Origin of the sequence: Kosakonia oryzendophytica, from assembly GCF_027886705.1 — a bacterium.
Lineage (GTDB): Bacteria > Pseudomonadota > Gammaproteobacteria > Enterobacterales > Enterobacteriaceae > Kosakonia > Kosakonia oryzendophytica.
On record NZ_CP115659.1, the window covers coordinates 2,661,956 to 2,684,611 of the forward strand.

The following is a 22,656-nucleotide window of genomic DNA, read 5'->3' on the forward strand; positions in this document are numbered from 1 at the left end:
ATTCCTCTTTATCGCCTGTAAACTCTCACCTGAGATAACGAGTGCGACTTGCACTCTTTTCTTTTATGCACTTACCAGCACGGCGAACGTAAACCCGCCGACCGATCGCAGTGTCACGCTGTTGGTCAAAAAAATCGCTTCACCGCTGAGAATGTCCCGATACTGCCGGTTCGCCAGTTGTGGGGGTAACACAATGCTGGCACCCGCCAGGCTGCCGTCCAGCGCGCCAAAAAGCAGACGCGGCGCCAGGACGATCAACGCCTGCTGGTTTTCAACACGGGCGAACGCGATCAGATTGTCGGACTGCTCACCTGAAACGGTGAGCGGCAGATAATCGCCACGGCGGAACAGCCGTGGCATCTGCTGGCGTAAATGCAGCAGCCGATAGATAAAAAACTGCTTCAGTTGGCCGCTCGACCAGCTTTCCTGCGAATGAGGATCGGCCTGCTCTTCGGCCATCAACAACTGTTCCAGTTCTGCGTAATCCGGCATCAGCCGGTTATCCGGATCCACCAGACTGAAATTGAGCGCTTCACTGCCCTGGTAGATATCCGGCACACCGGGCGCGGTTAACTTAATCACGGTTTGTGTCAGGCTATTCACCAGCCCGGCACGAATAAACGGCTGGAGTGAGGTGACAAAGTCCTGCAAAAACACACGGTTGTCCGGTGACAACAAGTGGCGTGCATAGTCGAGTACCGCCTGCTCATAAGCATCGTTTGTCTCGATCCAGTCGGTACGCTGTTTCGCTTCACGCAGCGCTTTCTCAACAAATGTCGCAAACCGCTCTTCCAGTGCCTGTAAACCTGCGGCGTCATCGGCTTGCAGATCAACCGGCCAGACGCCCGCCAGCGCCTGATAAATCATCCACGCCACCGCCGGGCGCGGCGCGGGGCCATCGTCAAGTTGCACCACGTTCGCCTGATTCATCTGTCGCCAGCGCGCCACACACTCAGCCCAGTATTCGGGGGCTTCCGTCAGCGTATAGAGCCGCGCCCTGGCATCCTCCCCGCGTTTTGTGTCGTGCGTCGAGGTCGCAGAGAGCGCATCCGGTTGCTGCGCGAGCCGGGTCTTCATCTCCGCATGGAAACGCGCCAGTGAGAAAGTGCGCGGCAAGGGCTCCGCCCCCACCTCGTTGAGCGCCAGATCCATGTTCTGGCGAAAAAACAGCGTATCTTCGACAGATTTGGCCATCAGCGGCCCGGTCAGTTGTTGAAAACGAGTGCGAAAACGCGTCGCCTCACTCGCCACGCTTTCCGCCACGCGGCCCGCTAAAACAGCGGCGAGAAAGTCGAGAGCCTGCGGATCCACTGCATGCGGACCGCGCTGAATGTTGTCCATCATCTTATGGAGCAGCGCCGCGTCTGCTGCGGGCAGACCTTGCGCCGTGCCATACGTGCGATAAACAGGAAATGCGATCAGTAATTCGCGAAGCGCCTGGCGCACCGCGCTCTCTGGCAGCGCCGGGGCTTCGCGACGTCCCATCGCCAGGGCAAGCGACAGCAGCGCAGTGAATTCTCCGTTGAAATTGCGGTCCACCATCAGCAGCTTTGCCGCACGCAGTTCTGACCGCATATCCACTGTTCGGCCGAGCTGTGCATGCCAGGCATCGCGTAACCGATCAATATTCGCATCGTCTACCAACACATCCGACAGCGCAGCAATAAACTCATAGCCGGTGGTGCCGGAAACCGGCCAGTCGCCAGGGAGCTGTTCACCCTTGCCGAGGATTTTTTCCACGGTCAGATAACAGTCCGGGCCAACATGCTGGCGTAACCGCGTCAGATAACCTTGCGGATCCGCCAGCCCGTCAATGTGGTCGATGCGTAAACCGTCCACCGCGCCACTACGCACCAGTTCAAGGATCAGCACATGGGTATCGGCAAACACCGTCTCATCTTCCACGCGCACGCCGACCAGCCCGGTGATTTCAAAAAAGCGGCGATAAGAGAGCGAATTGGGCGCATCTCGCCAGCTCATCAAACGCCAGGGCTGGCGGTCATGCAATGCGGCGAGCTGCGCCTTGTCGCGCAGCCCCAGAATGGCGTGCGCTTCGCCCTGCCAGCTTCCTGCCACCAGCGGATAAAAATTGTCGTAGTAAACCAGCGCAGGCTGCCCGGTTACGGGATCGGCCTGCACCGACAACTCACCGTTTTCCAGTACCGTGTCGAAATCATCGCCCAGAAAAGGCAGCGTCAGCCGCTGCGACCAGTCGATATCGAAATGGTGGGCATACGCGCTCTTTTCGCCCCGGGCAATGACGTCGCGCCACCAGGCATTGTCCAGCGAGGCTGCCATATGGTTGGGCACAATATCCAGAATCAGTCCCATTCCCGCGGCTTTTAAGGCGCTGACCATGCGGTCAAACCCTTCACGCCCGCCAAGTGCCGGATCGAGTTCATTTGCATCCGTCACATCATAACCGTGCGTTGAACCGGGTGTGGCGGTAAATACCGGAGAGGCGTAGAGATGGCTGATGCCCAGCCGCTTCAGATACGGAATCAACGCGGTTGCCCCCCCGAACGTCATGCCATTGCGAAACTGCAAACGGTAAGTCGCGGTCGGTATATTCACAGGTGGTCTCCCTGACCCAGACGAACAATGAAGGCATCCGGCGGCAGATCATCGTGCTCAGCAGGCCAAGCGGCCAGCGTGTTACCGGGTAAATGCGGCAGTGGTTGCGGTGTCGCACCCACATTGAACGCCAGCGATAATGTGCCTTGGGGCAAACGCCAACAGACGGCCACAAAACCCGGCGCGGTCGCTAACACCTCGCCACAGTGGCCTTGTGCACGGCTCAGCAACGGCACCACATGTTTTTGCCGCAACGCCAGCCAATCACGGGTTTGAGTTAACCACCTCTGCGCGGCCTGCTGCTCTAATGCTCCCCAGTCAAGCTGCGAGCGGGTAAACGTCTCGACGGCGTTTGGGTCGGGAACCGTTTCTCCATCGTGCCCGGCATGGCCTTTAAATTCCTGTGCTCGCCCTTCCCGTACAGCACGCGCCAGATCGCCCTGAAAATCGGTAAAAAACAGAAAAGGATGCGTCTCGCCATACTCTTCGCCCATAAACAATAGCGGGATGTGTGGTGAAAACAGCAGTGCGGCGAGCAGGACGCGCGCACGTGCCGCGCCCGCGAGGGTAATCAGCCTTTCCCCCTGGGCGCGGTTGCCCGTCTGATCATGGTTCTGCATAAAATCGACAAACGCCACGGGCGGCTGGGCACGGCTATCCACACCGCGCGGTTTTCCCGTCGACGGCGCGATGTCACCCTGAAAGGCAAACCCCTCGCTCAGCGCACGCGCCAGCCAGTTTTGCGGTTTGTCGGCAAAATCCTGGTAATAGGCGTGCGTTTCGCCCGTCGCAAGAACGTGGGCGGCATTGTGCACATCATCGTTCCATTCGGCGGTAAACAGTGGCACCGCCCCGTCTGGCGCGCGCGGGTGCAGCGCGATGATATTGCGGCTATCTTCGGTGGTCAGGTGGACAGGACGGTCAGTGATTTCCTCGCGAATGCGGCGGGCGATCTCCACCAGCACGGGCGGTTGCGCACTGTCCTCAATCTGATCGATAGCATCAAACCGCAACCCGTCGAGATGGAACTCGTTGAGCCAGTAAAGGGGAACATCAACGATATAACGCCGCACTGCGTCAACGTCATAGGCGATCCCCGCCCCCCAGGGGGTGTGGCGCGCCTGATGGAAAAAGTCCGGCGACAACAGAGGTAAATAATTCCCTTCGGGTCCGAAATGATTGAGCACAATATCCAGTACCACCGACAGACCGTAACCGTGAGCGGCATCGATAAAGGCTTTGAAATCATCCGGCGTGCCGTAGGCCGCATGCGGCGCATACAGCAACACACCGTCATACCCCCAACCACGGTTACCGCCAAACTGGGCAACCGGCATCACTTCAATCAGGGTGATGCCAAGCTGTGCAAGGTACGGCAGTTTTTCCATCGCTGCACGAAATGTTCCCTGTGGTGTAAACGTCCCTATATGCAGTTCGTAAATTACCGTCTCTTCCCACGGACGGCCCGCCCAGTGTGGGTGTTGCCAGCGGTAACGAGTGGGGTCGATGACGACAGAGGGGCCGTTAACCCCGGAGGATTGCGCGCGGGAAGCGGGATCGGGGATCGCCATCCCATCAGCAAGCACAAACTGGTACGCCGTACCCGGCGGCACATTAGCGACAGTGATATCAAACCAGCCATCGTCATGCCGCTGCATGTCCCGATCGCCGGTGGGTAGCCGCAGGGCAACGCGCTGCTGCCCGGTTGCCCATACGCGAAAATGCACGCTACCATCGGCAACGTACTCTGCACCCCAACCTTTGCGAAACGCTATCGACGCCATGCAATTACCTCTCCACGTGCCATGAAGAACAATCATAGACGATAATTTGCAAGGCCTGAGGCAAGCCACCCGACGACACCGGGCGGAAAGTGCGTTACTGCTGCTGTTTTTCTTCCATGGTTTTCGCTTCACGATACCTGCGGGACGGTGTTTCTTCGCCCAACGGCGACTGACGTTGCCTGCCATCATCCCGTTGATTGAGGTTTTCACCCACAGTTGCGAAATCATGCCCAAAATAATCCTGTTATTTCACGCCTCTTTTACGTTAACGCGTGGGTGAGGATATGTATGCGGCTTAACCATTATCCATGGCGTGTTATTTTTTGCGGGTCATTCGGGGGAGAATATTATTTAACGTCAGGTAGCGGCAGAGGTTATCCTCTGCCGATTTATTAACGCGTTGCAGTAAATATTGCCGTGCCGATTCGGGCAATGGCGTCATTACTTTGCGCCATCGTTGCGTTGGTTTCCGTTATATAAATGGATACGATCTGGGGTTTATTTTTTTGCGGCCAGACGATGCTGATAATGGAACGCGAACCATTGGCACCGGCGCCGGTTTTATCGCCAATCTCCCAGCCTGCTGGCAACACCGAACGCAACAGCGGATTAGCCACTTTATCGTCGCGCATCCACTGCACCAGTTGCGCGCGGGAGCGCGGCGTTAACACATCACCCAGCGCCAATTTTTGCAGGGTCTTGCTCACAGCAAGTGGCGTGGTGGTATCGCGTAAATCGCCCGGAACGGCGCTATTCAGCTCAGGTTCATAGCGATCCAGTCGCGTGACACTGTCACCCGAAGAGGCAATAAACTGCGTTATCGCCGCCGGCCCCCCGAGCTTTTTCGTCACCTGGTTGGCCGCCGTGTTGTCACTTTCACTGACGGCCGCGCTGCACAGTTGTTGCCAGCTCATGGTCGCTGGCGCAACGAATTTGCTGGTGACAGGCGAATACTCCACCAGTTCGCTTTGGCTGAACTGCGTGGTGTCATTCAGCGACAATTCACCTTTGTCGGCTTTACTCAACAACGCTCCGCACAGCAGCGCTTTATAGGTGCTGTTCAGCGGAAAGCGTTCATTACCGCGATAACTCACCGTTTCTCCGCTGGCGATATCCACCACGGCAATACCAATACGCGCGCCTAAATGCGCTTCCTGCAAGCGGGCAACCGCTGTCAACGTCGCGTTATCAATGGTGGCGGCATTTGCGGCGCAGACGCCGGAGAGCAGCAGAGAGCAGAGGGATTTCTTCGGGAAAAACATAGGTATAATCCTTTACAGTGTTTAACGTTAGCGACCGGCATAACAGAGTGCAAAGCATGTACAACACCGCAATAGTGTACCGAAATTTTGGCGACCCATTGGTGCGTTTACAAAGTGAAAAGCGCGAAACGGGGCCACTGGCGGCAGAGAATATGCGTGTCAAAATGACGTTTGCCCCGGTGAATGCCTCGGATTTGATCCCGGTGACGGGCGCGTACCGCCACCGCATCACCCTGCCCGCGATCGCAGGCTATGAAGGCGTGGGCGTGGTGACTCAGGCGCCCGCCACTGCTGCACATCTGGTGGGAAGACGGGTATTGCCATTACGCGGCGAAGGAACATGGCAGCACTATGTTGATTGCCCGGCAGCCTTCGCCATTCCCGTGCCGGAGGAGATTGACGATACACTTGCCGCCAGAGCCTATATCAACCCGCTGGCGGCATTACTGATGCTGCAACACTACCCGCCCGTCGGCAGGCATGTCATCGTCACGGCAGCAGGATCGGACTGCGCAGGTTTTCTCGCGCAATGGGCCTTACAGCAAGGCGCACTGAGCGTGACCGGTATTTATCGCTCGGCGATCCATGCCGACAGACTCGCGGCCAGCGGCATCAACCCCCTGTCGGAAACCGAAAGCGCGGCCATTGCGCAGGCGGCCGGTAATGCGGAAAGGGTGTATGACGCCACCGGCGGCGCCCTGGCACAACACCTGTTGGACACCATGCCGCATAGCGGGCAATTTATCAGCTACGGCCTGCTCTCCGGACAGCCATTCTCTCTTCGCCAGCATTTGCCTGTGGTGCACTGGTTTCATGTTCGTCATTATCTTAAGACCCTGCCCGCCGCAAAGTGGCAGGAGGCATTCCGCATGCTCTGGGCGTACCTGCGCCGCAGCCGCATCAGTGATGCAGAACGGTTCGATCTGCACCAGTGGCAGGCGGCTGTGCGGTTCTACCAGACACCAGGCAGAACCGCCAAACCGCTGCTGGAGATGCGCTAATCCCGATCGGCAGAACAGGCAACTTCACGCTGGCGTTCAATCTCCTGTAGCCGTGCGGAAAGTGACGACGTCAGGTGGTGGTAAGCGATGCTGCCAAGCGGCACCCTGAACGGTGGCTGTGGCATTTCCACCACCTTGATCAAGGCATCAACCGTGCGTTCAGCGTCACCTTTAATGTCAAACGCACCGCTGGCAATCGCCCGTCGCACTTCACCAGCAGGCGTTTCATCGTAGACGGCCAGCGGGGTTGCATGATCCAGCCCCTGACCAAACCCGGTCGCCGTCGGGCCGGGTTCCGCAATCACAATATCGATGCCAAAAGGTTTCACTTCCTGCGCAACCGACTCCATAAACCCTTCAATACCCCATTTGCTGGCGTGATAAAGGCTGAAATTCGGGTAGGCCACCTGCCCGCCTTCCGAGGAGATCTGAACAATCCGCCCACCGTTCTGCGCCCGCAACCACGGCAGCACCGCGCGCACCAGTTGAATCGATCCGGTCAGATTGGTGGCAATCTGCCGTTCGATTTGCGCATCACTTACCTCTTCCGCCGCGCCAAACAGGCCATAACCGGCGTTGCTCACCACATAATCGATACGGCCACAGGCGGTAAAGGCGGCCGTCAGTGCATCGCGCATCGCAGGGGTGTCCGTCATATCAAAACAGCATACGATTAATCGTTCCCCATAGTGTGCATACAGTTCGTCCAGCGACGCTGGGCGGCGAACACACGCCACGACCTTATCACCCCGCGCTAACAGCTTACGCGTCATCAACATTCCAAGACCGGAGGAGGCTCCGGTAATCAGCCAGTTTTTCATCACATACCTCGTCGTCAACTCAACGTCTGTTAGCGTAAGTCGTCGCCAGTGCTATGATAAGTCACAACAATGCGCATGATATGGTGAGACATTTTCAACAATGAAACCGCCCGCTCTGAGTGATTTAAACGCCTTTGTGCTGGTTGCCCGGCATCGTAGTTTTCAGCGTGCCGCCAATGAACTGGGAGTTTCCCGTTCCGCGCTCAGTCACGCGATGCGTTCACTGGAAAGCCAGCTAAACGCCCGACTACTGCACCGCACCACCCGCAGCGTCTCGCTCACACAGCATGGCGCGGCGCTGTTGCAACGGTTACAACCACTGTTGAACGAACTGGACGACGTACTCGATGCCACGCGTCTTGGTGCGCAGACGCTGAGCGGAACGTTGCGGATCAATGCCAACGAAGGCGGCGCACGCTGGTTGTTGCAGCATGTCGTGGAAGGATTTCTGCATACGCATCCGCATGTGACGCTGGATCTGGTCACCGAAGGCCGGTTGGTGGACATTGTGGCAGAAGGGTTCGATGCGGGGGTGCGCCTGGCAGAATCTGTGCCCCAGGATATGATTGCTGTGCCGTTTGGTGGCCCGATCCGTTTTATCGCTATTGCCTCGCCGGGCTATCTCAGCCAGGCCGGAACGCCGCAAACACCGCAGGATCTGCATCAGCACCGCTGCATTTGCCAGCGCCTTCCTGGCGGCAAGCGCTACCGCTGGGAATTGATGGACCATCACAAACCGCTGTTAGTGGATGTGCCCGGAAATCTGTGTCTCGATAACAGTGCGCTGATGGTTGAAGCGGCGGTAAAAGGCCTCGGCATTGCGTTTGTACCGGAGCCTTACGCCCGCCAGGCCATTGCGCAGGGAGACGCCGTGTTGGTGCTGGAGTCCTGGTGCCCGCCCATTGAAGGGCTGTGCCTTTACTACTCCAGCCACCGCCAGATCCCCGCGACGTTGCAGGCGTTTATTACAGCCATCCGCGAAACAGAGCAAAAACCATAACCGCCAAGAGAAGATTCAGCCCGGCACTGACGCAGAACCAGCCTGTGTTTCTTTTCGCCGAACGTTGCAAGGTGTCGGTACGCGCAGCATTCTCAGCCAGTGTTGCGATGATGTCGGTTAACGTTTTCGCCGTTTGCTCGGTGGACATTCGTTGCTGCTCATCTTGCTGAACAACGGCAAGTTTCAGTTGTTCAATCGCGTCAAGCAATAGCGCAGCCTCGCTGGCGCTGGCCTGTTGCCCCCTGGCTATAGCCTGACTGATTCTGTCAACGTGAGGAACAAGCCTGCCCGTCATAGTGTCAGGTAGCGCGTTGGTGTTTTGCTTAATGCCCTGGATTTCCTGAAGAAGGTCGTCCTGACGCTGTACGTTGTTCTCTTCCTGTTCCCTTTGCAGATCTGAATGCTTTTTGCTGAGTTTTTTCAGCAACTCAGCAGCATTGAACCCGATATTATCGTTGATCTCTTGTGTAATTTTACCCGCATGCGCCGTCAATTCCCGCGTCAGCATTTGCAGAAAAAGATCCTGCACCAGTTCATCAACAAGCAGTTCTTCTTCCCTCACCGCGCCGCCATGAGAACTCATTCACCCTCTCCTAACATTTTGATGTAGCGATAATCTTTTTCCAGCATTTTGGCAGCCAGTATCAGAGCGACCCGTTCATCACGCGAAGCCTGCGCCTGAGTAAATTGCGCTTTAAGCTGTTGCGCGCGTTCTGTTTTTGCCATTTCAATCACTTCCTTAAACCGCCTGCTCGACGTCAACTGGCTTACACACAAGGCGTGCTGTGCTGCGTATTCATCCGTAAGCGTGTCGATTTGGCACTGCAGGCGTTCAACCTCTTTGCGCCAGTATTCAATGATCCGGTTAAGACGGTGCTCAGCACGTTGCAGACGTCTTACTCGCCGCAAAATGCCCTGCTCATAATGCTCTGTGGCGACCATGATGTGTTTCTGCGCCGATGTCATAAGAATGCCAATGTCAGACCTGATAGCCTCACTCACTCTGGTTTTATCTTTAGCGTAATTTTCCTTACTCCAGTATCTGTTCAAATAATAGCCAGCTAGCTGACTGTGCAGACGATCGATGTTATCGGTGCGAAATAACCCCGGCTGAATATCCGTTGTCAGGGCATTATCTATTGCCCACTTACGCCAGGCATCGCGCAAATGCTCACTGGTCTGCTCAAGGCATGTTTTTAAAACATCCACCGTTTGATCCGACTTATCGGGAATAATCGGTATGGTGGGAAAAGAGAAATCCGTAAAACGCGAGGACAGGGTTTCTGTTTGCAGGCCAGATCGCAATCTTTCCTGGATCTTAGTCAGGCGATCATTGGCAGCTTTTATCTGCCCTAGTTTTCGTTCCTGGCTGGCATCCAGTGCACATTTATCCGCATAAAAGATCCCTTGCAGGTGCTCCATTTGCTTCCCAAGAAAATAAGGAAGCGTAAAGCCAGAGCGTAAACGCGCAAGCGGGTTTGTCGCCTGCGTCAGTTGCGCCTGTAATTCAGCTAAAAAATCGTCGCGCAGTTGCCTGCACAATTGGGCGTATCCCGCGTCCCCTTTTTGAATATGTAGCCAGGAGTGACCACATTCCACCGGGAATAGCTGTGTTTTAAATGCATCCGGAAGCATCACATCGAGGGTATTAATTTGCTGGAGTAAGTAATTGCGGATATCCAGCGGGGTTTTCAATTCACCCTTTTGTAGCAACGCGTGTACTGACGCATTGGAATAGCTGCGCGTCAGCATAATTTTGTAACGATGAGGTTGCCATAGCCAGTCTCGCGCCACATCGTGCTCCTGGGCTTCGGGTTTCAGAAACCCCAGCGAATCCACCGTTCCGGCCAACAAAATGACATCAGCAGAACTGAGATACTGCCCCATTAATACGCTAACATATTCACGCTCAACCTCGTTTGCAGCGTGAATACCTGGCAGGTCGCGAATAATATACTGCGTTGCTTGCGTGTTATTCGTTGGGAAAAAACGGGCCGGAATAAAAATATCAATACTGGAAAAATGGCCGTGAGAATGCTCCATCTGCTGGCGTATTTCGCTAAATACAGCCGTGGCTTGTTCGTCAGAGTAACGCTGCAGTCCGTGGGCAAGATGGCTAAAATACCAGCTATCATCTTCAGCAATACGATAGCGATAGGTACAGGCAGTTGCGCTATTTCCCAACGTCTGCCCGCCACGAAGAATTCGGCTAACTTCCTCAAAACAGGACTCTTTAACACCTAACAGTGTCAGAATGAGCGAAGTTTTTCCTACCTGTGTTGGCCCATACACAATGATCGACACCTGCCGGGCGACTTCACCGCGGGTCTGAATAAGGCGATCGGCGTCGCACTGGCGCAGAAAAGTGGCATAACACTTTTCTGCCCAGTGATAACGCTCCGCGTTGAGATCATGCCAGAATTTGTTGGAAATGGGCTTCATAACGTCTGGCATCTTTTTGCACGGCGGACAGTTTTTTTATCGCGAGAATAATTTCGCTTTTTTGACTTAACACGTCGACTGCGCCAAAGCGCCGGTTGAGGTTGAACTCAATCACATTGCGCATTCCGGCCATAATATCCCGATACTGGCCGATAACAGACTCTATATGGCTAAATGCCAGTTCATCCAACATCCGTTTAATAAAATAGATCTGCGCCCGGTCGCTGTCGCGAATGATACCGGTTAACTGATACGCACCATAGGCAACAGATGCCACCACCGCCGCTTTGCCTAACAGAGCAATCGCCGCCGCCCCGCCCGGCGCGTTCGGATTGTATTCACCATTAAGGCTGCCATCTGCCGCATCCAGGCCAATCAACGCGCCCAACGCGGTACGAATGGGGTAATAATTTTCCCCCTTGACAAACAGTGCATCGAAAATTTGTTTTGGCAACACTTCTTCCGCCAGCGCAGTCTGGCCTGGCACTGAGATATCCATTGCTGAACCCGCGCGGGCGAACTCCATCACCAGAGCAGGCAGCACTTTCATCGTCTGCCCAAGCGCAGGCGGTGTACCTGCCTCTTCACCCTTTTGAGGTTTGTATAACAATGCTCTCAGCGTCTCTTCAACCTGCTGTCGATCGTCATTGGTCCGCAACGAGGCAGGATGTTTTTCAATCACTGATTGTTCGCTGTGGGTATAGCCCATTTTGTCAGCAATCCTGCTTGTTGCCGTCATCAGCGAGGTGTGATTATCATTCTCTGGCAACAGTCCCTGCGCTACCAGCGTTTCACGGTTAACCGTATCAAACACCAAAAAGTTGCGATCGCTGAGGCTCAGATTATTGTAACTGCGCTTCCAGGCATCCAGCACCCGCTCTTTTCGTTCGCGTTCTATTTGCATCCCTTCAAACATAAAACGCCGGCCAAGGGTTTTAAGGTTGTTCCGTAACCCTTCTTCTTTCTGCTGATAGTCAAGCTCACAGTACCTAAAAACGGCCTCTTTATGCGCCGACAATTGTTTTTCCAGGTGACGACGCAGCGTCTTCTCATACTTATCGACACAGTTGTCAAACGCCTCAAGGGTCTCCTCGACAGACTGTTCGCCATCATCCATTTTGCTGTGCAAGACTTTCAGGAGGTCAATAATGTCCCCCACATCGTTATGGAAAATATCCATAATGCGTTCAAGCGCAGCCGCTTCAGACGCGGCGCTATTCAACAGGTTGTTTCTGATAGCCTCACGCAGCGGGTCAATCCATCTCTCGCGGTTACCTATGCCGATAGTCACGATATTGCTGCTATCAGCCCGTTCCGGGTTGAACAACTTCGCCGCCGTAGCGCGAACTTCTTCACACTGATCTTCGGTAAGCGCTTCGGTTCGGGAAATCGCTACGACCGGGGAACGACCAGCGAAGTTGCCTTGCAAATCTTTTTGCACCATATTCTGGTTGCTATTCGCCAGAATTGTCTGATCGGTTACCACGATCACACCCCGCGCGTTAAGCAGGACATGGCGCATCATGTTCTGCCACCGGTGGTTGCGCTGGTTGGTAATTTCATAGCCCGGTAACAGTACCCAGCTTAATTCGTCATCAATAAAGGAATCCTGCGTGCTGATGCGTAATTTTGGATAAAGAATACGCCACCCTTCCTGCGGTTCTTTACTGGTCAGCCCATTCCAGTCCTGAAGCAATGCCACAAATTCTGCGTCATCCTTGCAGGCAACATTGCGATCAATTTCACCCGTTTTGTAATTAACACAGACATAAAACGCAGCTTGCTCACCCGATTTAAGCTCACGGCTTTGTTCAATAAACAGGGGGATTTGTTCACCACGACCGGGATTCGGTTTTAACCAACGCTCACTTATGCCAAGTGTCTCTTTTGCCAGCGTGGTTTTCCCTGCACCCTGAGTGCCAGCTATTGCGTACATTGACTCATTATTTAATACGATCGTCAGTTCAACCTGGCGCAATGTAGCAATAATTTTATTGATATTTTCGTTATCATCGCCTTGCTTAATGCAGATTTCGAGAGTCGACCGCAAAGCATCCCGCAAAGTCCTTAGTGTTTGAATATTGATGGACATGAAAAATGATCCCTTATTATTTATTTGTCACCACAGGTTGTCAGAGCATTAAATCAGCCTCTGCTTTGATAGTATCGGACGTGAGTGACAAACCATGACAGGGCAGCGGGTTATTTAACTGCTATTTATCACTCCGCAGAAGATGCATCAGCTTACATGACTGATCCGCACAATACAGCTATCCGTATCAGTCATCAATTCCGAGCAATTTTTAGTCTTCCCCCTCCCAGTAATCCACACCTTCGCCGTTAAAATCCACCCGGCGGAAGGTGTCGCGCCCGTCAACCCGGGCGCGGGCGAGAAATTTATCCGCATCGGGGTACTCGCAGATTTCCGGGCTTTCCAGGGTACTGATAGAGAGGTAACGCAGAAGCTGATCGGACGTATTAATAATCTGATGCGGCCAGTTTTTACCCGGCGGAATGCAGATAACGTCGCCCTCTTTAATGGCGCGTAACTCATCGCCAATGCGCAAGGTGCCGCTACCGTTGAGCACGATAAACATCTCCTCCTGCGCATGGTGTAAATGGAACGGGCAGGCGCGTTTACCCGGCGGCAAAATATCTATTGATGCGCCAAGCTTAGTGGCAGCGGTGCCGTTGGTCAGCGATCCCCCGCGCGACTCGTACAACGGCGGGCGGACAAAGGTCTCCATCTCAATCTCGTTGAAATTGCGGATAACAAAGGGTGGCAGCGTTTTGTCATTCATAGAGGATTCCTGAAAAAAGCGTTCCCTTCAGTATTGAAACACCCCATTCTGCCTGTCAATGTTCTCCGCCAGCATCGCATCGTAGAGGTTGGTCGCCGGATGGCAGCAATGCCATCCGGCAAGCGGTCTATTCCCCCGCCCGTCGCTGGTACTGCGCAAAGCGCAGCTTCGCATCCTGTTCGGTTTGCTCAAACAGTTGCCCGGCAAGCTCAGGCGATGTCCGCGCCAGCGCGGCATAGCGTACTTCGCCCATCAGGAACTCACGGAAATCCTCTTCCGGCTCTTCAGAGTCGAGCATAAACGGATTCTTGCCCTTTGCTGCCAGTTGCGGATTGTAACGCCATAAGTGCCAGTAACCGGACTCCACCGCCCGTTTGGCTTCACGCATGCTGCACCCCATCCCGGCTTTCAGGCCATGATTAATGCAGGCGGCATACGCGATCACCAGCGACGGCCCGGGCCAGGCTTCCGCTTCGGCAAGCGCCCGTAAGGTTTGCGCTTTATCCGCTCCCATCGCGATCTGTGCGACATACACATTGCCGTAGCTCACCGCCATCATGCCAAGATCCTTTTTACGTGTGCGTTTGCCTTCTGCAGCAAATTTGGCAATCGCCGCCACCGGCGTCGACTTCGAGGACTGACCGCCGGTATTGGAGTAAACCTCGGTATCAAACACCAGAATATTCACATCCTCGCCTGACGCGAGTACATGATCCAGCCCACCAAACCCAATGTCATACGCCCACCCATCACCGCCGAGGATCCACTGGGAACGGCGGGTAAAATAGTCGCGGTTTTGATACAGACGGTTAAGCAAAACATCCTCGCCTTTTTCCTGCGCCAGCAGCGCGCTCAGTTGCTCGCTACGCTCGCGACTGCCCTCCGCACTCTCTTTATGCTCCAGCCACGCGCGTAACGCCTGTTGCAACGCGGAACTGACCGGCGCGACCAGCGCTGCGGTCACGTCGCTGGCGATTTGCTCACGTATTGCCCGCCCACCGAGCATCATCCCTAAGCCAAATTCAGCATTATCTTCAAACAACGAGTTAGCCCAGGCGGGCCCCTGACCTTTGTGGTTGGTGGTCCACGGGATCGATGGCGCACTGGCTCCCCAGATGGAAGAACAGCCGGTGGCATTGGCAATCATCATCCGATCGCCAAACAACTGCGTGATCAGCCGGGCATACGGCGTCTCGCCGCAACCAGCGCACGCGCCGGAGAACTCCAGCAGCGGCGTTTCAAATTGGCTGCCTTTAACCGTGGTTTTGTTAAACGGATTGGCTTTTGGCGACAGTCCCAGCGCATGATCCCAGATAGCCGCCATATGCCGCTGGCTCTCCAGCGGCTGCATACTCAGCGCTTTGCCCTTCGCCGGGCAGATATCCGCGCAGTTGCCGCAGCCGGAGCAATCCAGCGGTGAAATCGCCAGATGGTATTCATACCCTTTCGCCCCCTGCGCTGGCTTACTCAGCAGCGCCGTCGGTGCGGATTCGCGTTCGTCCGTATCGAGCAAGGCCGGGCGCACGGCGGCATGCGGGCAGATAAACGCGCACTGATTACACTGCGTACAGCCCTCCGGTTGCCAGACCGGCACTTGCAGGGCGATGCCGCGTTTTTCCCAGGCGGCGGTGCCGGTTGGAAAGGTGCCATCTTCCATGCCGATAAACGCGCTGACCGGCAGTGTGTCGCCATTCTGCCGGTTCATCGGCTCAAGGATGTCGCGGATGAAATCCGGCAGCAGCCGGGTATCCGCAGGCCGTTCCTCCTCCAGCGTTGCCCAACGTTCCGGCACCATCACTTCGTGAATCGCTTCCATCCCCAGATCGATGGCGGCGTTGTTCATCTCAACGATCTTTTGCCCTTTACGCCCGTACGATTTTTCTACCGCCTGTTTTAAATACTGTGAGGCGGTTTGCGGGTCGATAATGCCCGCCAGCTTAAAAAATGCCGACTGCATCAGCATATTGAAACGCCCACCCAGCCCCAGTTTGCGCGCGATATCCACCGCATTCAGGGTGTAAAAACGGATGCCCTGGCGGGCAATATAACGCTTCATGCTGTTGGGCAGGTTCGCCTCCAGATCCTCGCCGAACCAGGTGCAGTTCAGCAGAAAGGTTCCTCCGGGGTTTAACCCCTCCAGCAGATCATATTTATCGACATAGGATTGCTGTGAACAGGCGATAAAATCAGCCTTGTGGATCAGATACGGCGAGGTGATGGGACGCTCGCCAAAGCGCAAATGGGAGACGGTAATGCCGCCGGATTTTTTCGAATCGTAAGCAAAATAGGCCTGCGCATACATCGGCGTGTTATCGCCAATAATTTTGATGGCGCTTTTGTTGGCACTGACCGTGCCGTCTGAGCCCAGTCCCCAGAATTTACAGGCGGTGATCCCTTCGCGGGAGACCTGTACATCCTGCATGGGCAACGGCAATGAGGTGTGAGTGACGTCGTCGAAAATCCCCACCGTAAAGCCATCCTTCGGTAACGGTTTTTTCAGGTTTTCAAATACCGCCACAATATGTCCCGGCAACACATCTTTGCCCCCCAGCGCATAACGCCCCCCTACAATCAGCGGCGCGTTGTCGTGGTGGTAAAAGGCGTTTTTTACATCCAGACATAAGGGTTCGGCCTGCGCACCCGGCTCTTTTGTGCGATCGAGCACAGCAATACGCTTCACGCTCTGCGGGATACTGGCAAAAAAGTGCGCCAGTGAAAACGGGCGAAACAGATGGACCGTCATCAGCCCGACTTTCTCCCCGCTATCGATCAGCGCATCCACCACTTCGGAAACGGTGTCACACACCGACCCCATAGCAATGATGATTTGTTCCGCGTCTTCCGCGCCGTAATAATCAAACAGGTGATATTCGCGCCCGGTGATAGCGGCGATCTCCGCCATATAACCTTCAACAATATCCGGCAACGCAGCATAGTAGCGGTTGGCCGCTTCGCGCTCCTGAAAATAGATATCGGGGTTCTGTGCCGTACCGCGGATCACCGGGTGATCGGGGTTAAGGGCGTTGCGGCGAAAACGGTCCAGCGCGTCGGTATCCAGCAGTGGGGCCAGCTCGTCATACTCCAGCACGTCAATTTTCTGGATCTCATGGGAGGTGCGAAAACCGTCAAAGAAGTTGATAAACGGCACACGACCTTTAATGGCCGCCAGATGGGCCACCGCCGAAAGATCCATCACCTGCTGCACATTGCTTTCTACCAGCATGGCGCAGCCCGTCTGGCGAACGGCCATCACATCCTGGTGGTCACCAAAAATGTTCAGCGAATTGGCCGCCAATGCCCGGGCGCTCACATGAAACACCCCCGGCAACAGCTCTCCGGCGATTTTATACAGATTGGGGATCATCAACAGCAGCCCCTGCGAGGCGGTATAGGTGCTGGTCAGCGCCCCGGCCTGTAACGCACCGTGCACCGCCCCGGCAGCACCGGCTTCGGACTGCATCTCCATTAACCGCACCGGCTGACCAAACAGGTTTTTCTTACCGGCGGCGGCCCACTCATCCACGTATTCCGCCATTGGCGTGGAGGGGGTGATGGGGTAAATCGCCGCGACATCAGTAAAGGCATAGGCGATCCATGCCGCCGCCGCGTTGCCATCCATTGTTTTCATCTTTCCGGACATTGCTCGTTCCTCGAATGTGAGAGGTCTGGTCCGTGGGCTATTGCACAGCCTGTGCCAGCTCATTTATTCGTGGAAATACAAGCGATTACCAAGCATCTCACAAACGCCATTGCATGGAATAAGACAGGGAAAGCGACATCCTGTTGAACAGCCGACAAAGTGTCGGGCACCGGGCACACGCCGCCGCCGACAAACACGATTGTCCGGTTTCATACAAATGGTCTGGTGATTGTTTACTCTTTGCCCTTCCCGCTCAGGCAGCCAAAATATAAAAATCAATATAATCAATTAATTAATAAATATGGCATGGCTGGTATGTTCCCTGCACAAGGGTATGTGGCAAACACACAACCCACAGGAGAAACACCATGACCATGCGTCAATGTGCGATTTACGGTAAAGGCGGTATTGGTAAATCCACCACCACACAAAACCTCGTTGCTGCCCTCGCCGAGATGGGCAAAAAAGTGATGATCGTTGGCTGCGATCCGAAAGCCGACTCCACCCGTTTGATCCTTCACGCCAAAGCACAAAACACCATTATGGAGATGGCGGCGGAAGTCGGCTCCGTGGAAGACCTGGAGCTGGAAGACGTGCTGCAAATCGGTTACGGCGGTGTGCGCTGCGCGGAATCCGGCGGCCCGGAGCCAGGCGTGGGCTGCGCGGGGCGCGGGGTGATCACCGCCATCAACTTCCTTGAAGAAGAAGGCGCGTATGTTCCCGACCTCGATTTTGTGTTTTACGACGTGCTCGGTGACGTGGTGTGCGGTGGTTTCGCCATGCCGATCCGTGAAAACAAAGCGCAGGAGATCTATATCGTCTGCTCCGGCGAAATGATGGCGATGTACGCTGCCAATAACATCTCCAAAGGCATTGTTAAATATGCCAAATCCGGCAAGGTGCGCCTCGGCGGGCTGATTTGTAACTCCCGTCAGACCGACCGCGAAGACGAGCTGATCATCGCACTGGCGGAAAAACTCGGCACGCAAATGATCCACTTCGTGCCGCGCGACAACATCGTGCAGCGCGCCGAAATCCGTCGTATGACGGTGATCGAGTATGACCCTACCTGCAAACAGGCGAATGAATACCGCACGCTGGCCAGCAAGATCGTCAACAACACCAAAATGGTGGTACCGACCCCCTGCACCATGGACGAGCTGGAAGCACTGCTGATGGAGTTCGGCATTATGGATGTGGAAGACACCAGCATCATCGGTAAAACCGCCGCCGAAGAGAACGCGGCCTGAGGCCTCCTGATCGAAGGAATAGCACAATGAGCAATGCAACAGGCGAACGTAATCTGGACATCATCCAGGAGGTGCTGGAGGTTTTTCCGGAGAAGACGCGCAAAGAACGCAGAAAGCACATGATGGTCACCGATCCGGAGCAGGAAAGCGTCGGTAAGTGCATCATCTCTAACCGTAAGTCACAGCCCGGCGTAATGACCGTGCGCGGCTGTTCTTACGCCGGTTCTAAAGGGGTGGTGTTTGGGCCGATCAAAGATATGGCCCACATCTCACACGGCCCGATCGGCTGCGGTCAGTACTCCCGCGCCGGTCGGCGTAACTACTACACCGGGGTCAGCGGCGTGGACAGCTTCGGCACGCTGAATTTTACCTCTGATTTTCAGGAGCGCGACATCGTGTTTGGCGGCGACAAAAAGCTGACCAAACTGATTGAAGAGATGGAAATGCTGTTCCCGCTGACCAAAGGCATCTCGATCCAGTCGGAATGCCCGGTGGGCCTGATCGGTGACGATATTGAAGCCGTTGCCAACGCCAGCCGTAAAGTGCTGAACAAACCGGTGATCCCGGTGCGCTGCGAAGGGTTTCGCGGTGTGTCGCAGTCTCTCGGGCACCATATTGCCAATGACGTGATCCGCGACTGGGTTCTGGATAACCGCGAGGGTAAACCGTTCGAATCCACCCCATACGATGTCGCAATCATCGGTGATTACAACATCGGCGGCGATGCCTGGGCATCACGTATTCTGCTCGAAGAGATGGGATTACGGGTGGTGGCGCAGTGGTCCGGCGACGGCACGCTGGTGGAGATGGAAAATACCCCCTTCGTGAAGCTCAATCTCGTGCACTGCTACCGCTCCATGAACTACATCTCTCGTCATATGGAGGAAAAACACGGTATTCCGTGGATGGAGTACAACTTTTTTGGCCCGACCAAAATCGCCGAGTCACTGCGGAAAATCGCCGATCAGTTTGATGACACCATTCGCGCCAATGCTGAAACGGTGATCGCCCGCTATCAGGCACAAAATGACGCCATCATCGCCAAATACCGGCCGCGTCTTGAGGGGCGCAAAGTGCTGCTCTATATGGGCGGTTTACGTCCGCGTCATGTGATAGGCGCTTATGAAGATCTGGGGATGGAGATCATCGCCGCAGGCTACGAGTTCGCTCATAACGACGATTACGATCGCACCCTGCCGGAGCTGAAAGAAGGCACGCTGCTGTTTGATGACGCCAGCAGTTATGAGCTGGAAGCGTTCGTTAAGGCCCTGAAGCCGGATCTGATCGGCTCCGGCATCAAAGAGAAGTACATCTTCCAGAAAATGGGCGTGCCATTTCGCCAGATGCACTCCTGGGATTACTCCGGCCCGTACCACGGCTATGACGGTTTCGCCATTTTTGCCAGTGATATGGATATGACGCTCAACAATCCCGCCTGGGGTCAGTTGACCGCGCCGTGGCTGAAATCCGCCTGACTTTTATCCTGCTATCCCGTCTGTTCACCGATTTGTGGCGCGGGAGGAGAACACCATGAGCCAAACTGTTGAGAAAATCCATAACTGCCATCCGCTGTTCGAACAGGATGCCTACCAAACGTTGTTTAGCGGTAAACGGGGAATGGAAGAAGCGCACTCGCCGGAGCGGGTGCAGGAAGTGTTCCAGTGGACGACCACACCGGAATACGAAGCACTGAACTTTAAACGCGAAGCGCTGACCATCGATCCCGCCAAAGCCTGCCAGCCGCTAGGCGCAGTACTCTGTTCGCTGGGTTTCGCCAATACCCTGCCCTATGTGCACGGTTCCCAAGGGTGCGTAGCTTATTTCCGCACCTATTTTAACCGTCACTTTAAAGAGCCGGTGGCCTGCGTATCGGACTCCATGACCGAAGATGCCGCCGTGTTCGGCGGTAATAATAACCTCAATACCGGCCTGCAAAACGCCAGTGCACTGTACAAACCGGAGATCATCGCCGTCTCCACTACCTGTATGGCGGAAGTGATCGGCGACGATTTACAGGCCTTTATTGCCAACGCCAAAAAAGACGGTTTTCTTGATGCCGCCATTCCGGTGCCATACGCCCACACACCGAGCTTTATCGGTAGCCATATTACTGGCTGGGACAATATGTTCGAGGGTTTTGCCCGCGCCTTCACCGCCGATTATCAGGGGCAGCCAGGTAAGCTGCCGCGCCTCAATCTGGTGACCGGTTTTGAAACCTATCTGGGTAATTTTCGCGTGTTGAAACGCATGATGGAACAGATGGATGTGCCCTGTAGCCTGCTGTCGGATCCTTCAGAGGTGCTGGATACCCCGGCGGATGGCCATTACCACATGTATTCCGGCGGTACTACGCAACAGGAGATGCGCGAGGCACCCGATGCTATCGACACACTGCTGCTGCAACCCTGGCAACTGGTGAAAACCAAAAAAGTGGTGCAGGAGATGTGGAACCAGCCAGCGACAGAGGTCACGACACCGATTGGCCTGGCGGGCACCGATGCGCTGCTGATGACCATCAGCCAGCTTACCGGCAAGCCGATTGCCGATGCGCTGACGCTGGAGCGTGGCCGCCTGGTGGATATGATGCTCGACTCCCATACCTGGCTGCACGGCAAGAAATTCGGTCTGTTTGGCGACCCGGATTTTGTGATGGGGCTGACCCGCTTCCTGCTGGAACTGGGTTGCGAACCGACGGTGATCCTCTGTCATAACGGCAGTAAACGCTGGCAGAAAGCGATGAAGAAAATGCTCGACGACTCACCGTATGGTCAACAGAGCGAGGTCTTTATCAACTGCGATTTGTGGCATTTCCGTTCGCTGATGTTCACCCGCCAGCCGGATTTTATGATTGGCAACTCCTATGGCAAGTTCATTCAGCGCGACACCCTCGCTAAAGGCGAACAGTTTGAAGTACCGCTGATCCGCCTGGGCTTCCCGTTGTTTGACCGCCATCATCTGCACCGCCAGACGACCTGGGGCTACGAAGGCGCGATGAGCATCCTGACGACGCTGGTTAACGCGGTGCTGGAGAAAGTGGACAAAGAGACCATCAAGCTTGGCAAAACCGACTACAGCTTCGATCTTATCCGTTAACCATCACAGCCCCGTCACTGACGGGGCTCAGGGAGGCACTATGCCAGTCATTATCATTCGCCAGCGTGGCAACGATCTCTACTGCTATATCGCCAAACAGGATCTGGAAGCGCGGGTTCTGCACATTGAGCATGACACCACCCAACGCTGGGGTGGCGTGCTTTCTCTGGAGGGCGGACGCCGTTATTACGTGAATGAGCAGCCAGGTCGCCCTGCGTTTCCGATCAGTTTGCGCGCCACCCGCGATGCGCGGGTGTAAGGAGGTGTTCCATGTTTGACAACGACAGACTTTTCTGGCGGATGCTGGCGCTGTTTCAGTCTTTGCCGGAGTTACAACCTGCGCAGATTGTCGCCTGGCTGACCGACGAGCGCGACGAGACATTAACCACGGATTATCTGGCGTCGCTGAACACGCAGCAACTGGAGGCGCGATTCCCCTATGCACATGCACTGATGTCCAGAGGGCGCTGGAGCCGGGTAAGAGCCTGTCTGCGCGGTGAATTACCAGCGCATCTTACTGTGCAAGCGCCAGACGCGCGGCGTCCGCAGTTAATTGCCGCTTTTTGTTCGCAGGATGGCCTGACGATCAACGGTCATTTTGGTCAGGGCCGCCTGTTCTTTATCTATGCTTTTGATGATCAGGGGTACTGGCTGCATGATTTACGTCGCTACCCCGGCAGTCAGGAAGATAAAGAGCCGAATGAGAGCCGCGCCCGCTTACTGGAGGATTGCCACCTGCTGTTCTGTGAAGCGATTGGTGGCCCGGCTGCGGCGCGCCTGATCCGCCATAATATTCACCCCATGAAAGTCTCACCGGGTTTTACCCTTCTCTCGCAGTGCGAGGCGCTCAAAACGCTGCTTGCCGGACGGCTGCCCCCCTGGCTGGCTAAACGACTGGAGCGCGATAACCCTCTGGAAGCGCGCGTGTTTTGACGCCTTCTCATCCCCCCGTTCGCGGGGGATTTTTTTGACGTAGGCATTACGTCAA

General features: G+C 55.3%; 16 protein-coding genes. 7 read left to right on the plus strand and 9 right to left on the minus strand.

All coding sequences use genetic code 11. From position 1 onward, the window contains the following. Window positions 1-63: 63 nt before the first annotated feature. From treY to bla, 3 genes are all read right to left on the minus strand, one after another. A complete protein-coding gene (gene treY, locus O9K67_RS12910; RefSeq protein ID WP_271044672.1) occupies window positions 64-2,529 on the minus strand; it encodes a malto-oligosyltrehalose synthase in 2,466 nt (821 codons plus the stop codon). Window positions 2,530-2,570: 41 nt separating this feature from the next. After that, window positions 2,571-4,358 (minus strand): malto-oligosyltrehalose trehalohydrolase, encoded by a 1,788-nt coding sequence (gene treZ / locus O9K67_RS12915; protein ID WP_061495752.1) that lies wholly within the window; start codon window positions 4,356-4,358, stop codon window positions 2,571-2,573. 392 nt (window positions 4,359-4,750) lie between these two features. Beyond that, window positions 4,751-5,620: a class A beta-lactamase gene (bla, locus tag O9K67_RS12920; protein ID WP_061495750.1), complete on the minus strand. Its 870-nt coding sequence runs from the start codon at window positions 5,618-5,620 to the stop codon at window positions 4,751-4,753. 56 nt (window positions 5,621-5,676) lie between these two features. Between bla and O9K67_RS12925 the strand changes: the two genes are divergently transcribed. After that, complete coding sequence (locus O9K67_RS12925) at window positions 5,677-6,621, plus strand: zinc-dependent alcohol dehydrogenase family protein (RefSeq protein ID WP_061495748.1); 945 nt, start codon at window positions 5,677-5,679, stop codon at window positions 6,619-6,621. On the opposite strand, the gene O9K67_RS12930 is transcribed toward O9K67_RS12925, so the two are convergent. After that, window positions 6,618-7,442 carry an SDR family oxidoreductase gene (locus O9K67_RS12930; protein ID WP_271044598.1) on the minus strand — a complete coding sequence of 275 codons (825 nt, stop codon included), beginning with the start codon at window positions 7,440-7,442 and terminating at the stop codon, window positions 6,618-6,620. The genes O9K67_RS12925 and O9K67_RS12930 overlap by 4 nt on opposite strands. Window positions 7,443-7,542: 100 nt before the next feature. On the opposite strand from O9K67_RS12930, the gene O9K67_RS12935 reads away from it, so the two are divergent. Continuing rightward, complete coding sequence (locus tag O9K67_RS12935) at window positions 7,543-8,442, plus strand: LysR family transcriptional regulator (RefSeq protein ID WP_061495744.1); 900 nt, start codon at window positions 7,543-7,545, stop codon at window positions 8,440-8,442. On the opposite strand, the gene O9K67_RS12940 is transcribed toward O9K67_RS12935, so the two are convergent. From O9K67_RS12940 to nifJ, 5 genes are all read right to left on the minus strand, one after another. After that, a complete protein-coding gene (locus O9K67_RS12940; RefSeq protein ID WP_061495742.1) occupies window positions 8,408-9,025 on the minus strand; it encodes a hypothetical protein in 618 nt (205 codons plus the stop codon). The genes O9K67_RS12935 and O9K67_RS12940 overlap by 35 nt on opposite strands. Further along, window positions 9,022-10,884 carry a hypothetical protein gene (locus tag O9K67_RS12945; RefSeq protein WP_061495740.1) on the minus strand — a complete coding sequence of 621 codons (1,863 nt, stop codon included), beginning with the start codon at window positions 10,882-10,884 and terminating at the stop codon, window positions 9,022-9,024. Before O9K67_RS12945 ends, O9K67_RS12940 begins: the two co-directional genes overlap by 4 nt. Further along, window positions 10,853-12,976 (minus strand): hypothetical protein, encoded by a 2,124-nt coding sequence (locus O9K67_RS12950; RefSeq protein WP_061495738.1) that lies wholly within the window; start codon window positions 12,974-12,976, stop codon window positions 10,853-10,855. The genes O9K67_RS12945 and O9K67_RS12950 overlap by 32 nt, the downstream gene beginning before the upstream one ends. A 211-nt stretch (window positions 12,977-13,187) precedes the next feature. After that, window positions 13,188-13,685, minus strand: coding sequence for a cupin domain-containing protein (locus tag O9K67_RS12955; RefSeq protein WP_061495736.1), 498 nt, complete (start codon window positions 13,683-13,685; stop codon window positions 13,188-13,190). Window positions 13,686-13,812: 127 nt separating this feature from the next. Further along, the gene (nifJ, locus tag O9K67_RS12960) at window positions 13,813-17,325 is read right to left on the minus strand and encodes a pyruvate:ferredoxin (flavodoxin) oxidoreductase (protein WP_061495734.1); all 3,513 of its coding nucleotides are present in this window, start codon (window positions 17,323-17,325) and stop codon (window positions 13,813-13,815) included. Between the two features lie 368 nt (window positions 17,326-17,693). On the opposite strand from nifJ, the gene nifH reads away from it, so the two are divergent. The 5 genes from nifH to O9K67_RS12985 are packed head-to-tail and all read left to right on the plus strand — an operon-like array spanning window position 17,694 to window position 22,601. Continuing rightward, window positions 17,694-18,575, plus strand: coding sequence for a nitrogenase iron protein (gene nifH, locus O9K67_RS12965; protein WP_061495732.1), 882 nt, complete (start codon window positions 17,694-17,696; stop codon window positions 18,573-18,575). Between the two features lie 26 nt (window positions 18,576-18,601). Next, window positions 18,602-20,050 (plus strand): nitrogenase molybdenum-iron protein alpha chain, encoded by a 1,449-nt coding sequence (nifD, locus tag O9K67_RS12970; RefSeq protein WP_061495729.1) that lies wholly within the window; start codon window positions 18,602-18,604, stop codon window positions 20,048-20,050. Between the two features lie 55 nt (window positions 20,051-20,105). After that, window positions 20,106-21,668 (plus strand): nitrogenase molybdenum-iron protein subunit beta, encoded by a 1,563-nt coding sequence (gene nifK, locus O9K67_RS12975; RefSeq protein ID WP_061495727.1) that lies wholly within the window; start codon window positions 20,106-20,108, stop codon window positions 21,666-21,668. Between the two features lie 40 nt (window positions 21,669-21,708). Continuing rightward, entirely contained in the window at window positions 21,709-21,927 is a 219-nt protein-coding gene (gene nifT, locus O9K67_RS12980; RefSeq protein ID WP_061495725.1) for a putative nitrogen fixation protein NifT, read from the plus strand. Window positions 21,928-21,938: 11 nt separating this feature from the next. After that, a complete protein-coding gene (locus O9K67_RS12985; protein WP_061495723.1) occupies window positions 21,939-22,601 on the plus strand; it encodes a NifB/NifX family molybdenum-iron cluster-binding protein in 663 nt (220 codons plus the stop codon). Window positions 22,602-22,656 lie beyond the last annotated feature (55 nt).

What these genes read in the sequence shown, in the direction of transcription:
- treY (WP_271044672.1), bottom strand. Translation starts at nt 2,529, where the DNA reads ATGACGTTCGGGGGGGCAACCGCGTTGATTCCGTATCTGAAGCGGCTG.
- treZ (WP_061495752.1), bottom strand. Translation starts at nt 4,358, where the DNA reads ATGGCGTCGATAGCGTTTCGCAAAGGTTGGGGTGCAGAGTACGTTGCC.
- bla (WP_061495750.1), bottom strand. Translation starts at nt 5,620, where the DNA reads ATGTTTTTCCCGAAGAAATCCCTCTGCTCTCTGCTGCTCTCCGGCGTC.
- O9K67_RS12925 (WP_061495748.1), top strand. Translation starts at nt 5,677, where the DNA reads ATGTACAACACCGCAATAGTGTACCGAAATTTTGGCGACCCATTGGTG.
- O9K67_RS12930 (WP_271044598.1), bottom strand. Translation starts at nt 7,442, where the DNA reads ATGAAAAACTGGCTGATTACCGGAGCCTCCTCCGGTCTTGGAATGTTG.
- O9K67_RS12935 (WP_061495744.1), top strand. Translation starts at nt 7,543, where the DNA reads ATGAAACCGCCCGCTCTGAGTGATTTAAACGCCTTTGTGCTGGTTGCC.
- O9K67_RS12940 (WP_061495742.1), bottom strand. Translation starts at nt 9,025, where the DNA reads ATGAGTTCTCATGGCGGCGCGGTGAGGGAAGAAGAACTGCTTGTTGAT.
- O9K67_RS12945 (WP_061495740.1), bottom strand. Translation starts at nt 10,884, where the DNA reads ATGAAGCCCATTTCCAACAAATTCTGGCATGATCTCAACGCGGAGCGT.
- O9K67_RS12950 (WP_061495738.1), bottom strand. Translation starts at nt 12,976, where the DNA reads ATGTCCATCAATATTCAAACACTAAGGACTTTGCGGGATGCTTTGCGG.
- O9K67_RS12955 (WP_061495736.1), bottom strand. Translation starts at nt 13,685, where the DNA reads ATGAATGACAAAACGCTGCCACCCTTTGTTATCCGCAATTTCAACGAG.
- nifJ (WP_061495734.1), bottom strand. Translation starts at nt 17,325, where the DNA reads ATGTCCGGAAAGATGAAAACAATGGATGGCAACGCGGCGGCGGCATGG.
- nifH (WP_061495732.1), top strand. Translation starts at nt 17,694, where the DNA reads ATGACCATGCGTCAATGTGCGATTTACGGTAAAGGCGGTATTGGTAAA.
- nifD (WP_061495729.1), top strand. Translation starts at nt 18,602, where the DNA reads ATGAGCAATGCAACAGGCGAACGTAATCTGGACATCATCCAGGAGGTG.
- nifK (WP_061495727.1), top strand. Translation starts at nt 20,106, where the DNA reads ATGAGCCAAACTGTTGAGAAAATCCATAACTGCCATCCGCTGTTCGAA.
- nifT (WP_061495725.1), top strand. Translation starts at nt 21,709, where the DNA reads ATGCCAGTCATTATCATTCGCCAGCGTGGCAACGATCTCTACTGCTAT.
- O9K67_RS12985 (WP_061495723.1), top strand. Translation starts at nt 21,939, where the DNA reads ATGTTTGACAACGACAGACTTTTCTGGCGGATGCTGGCGCTGTTTCAG.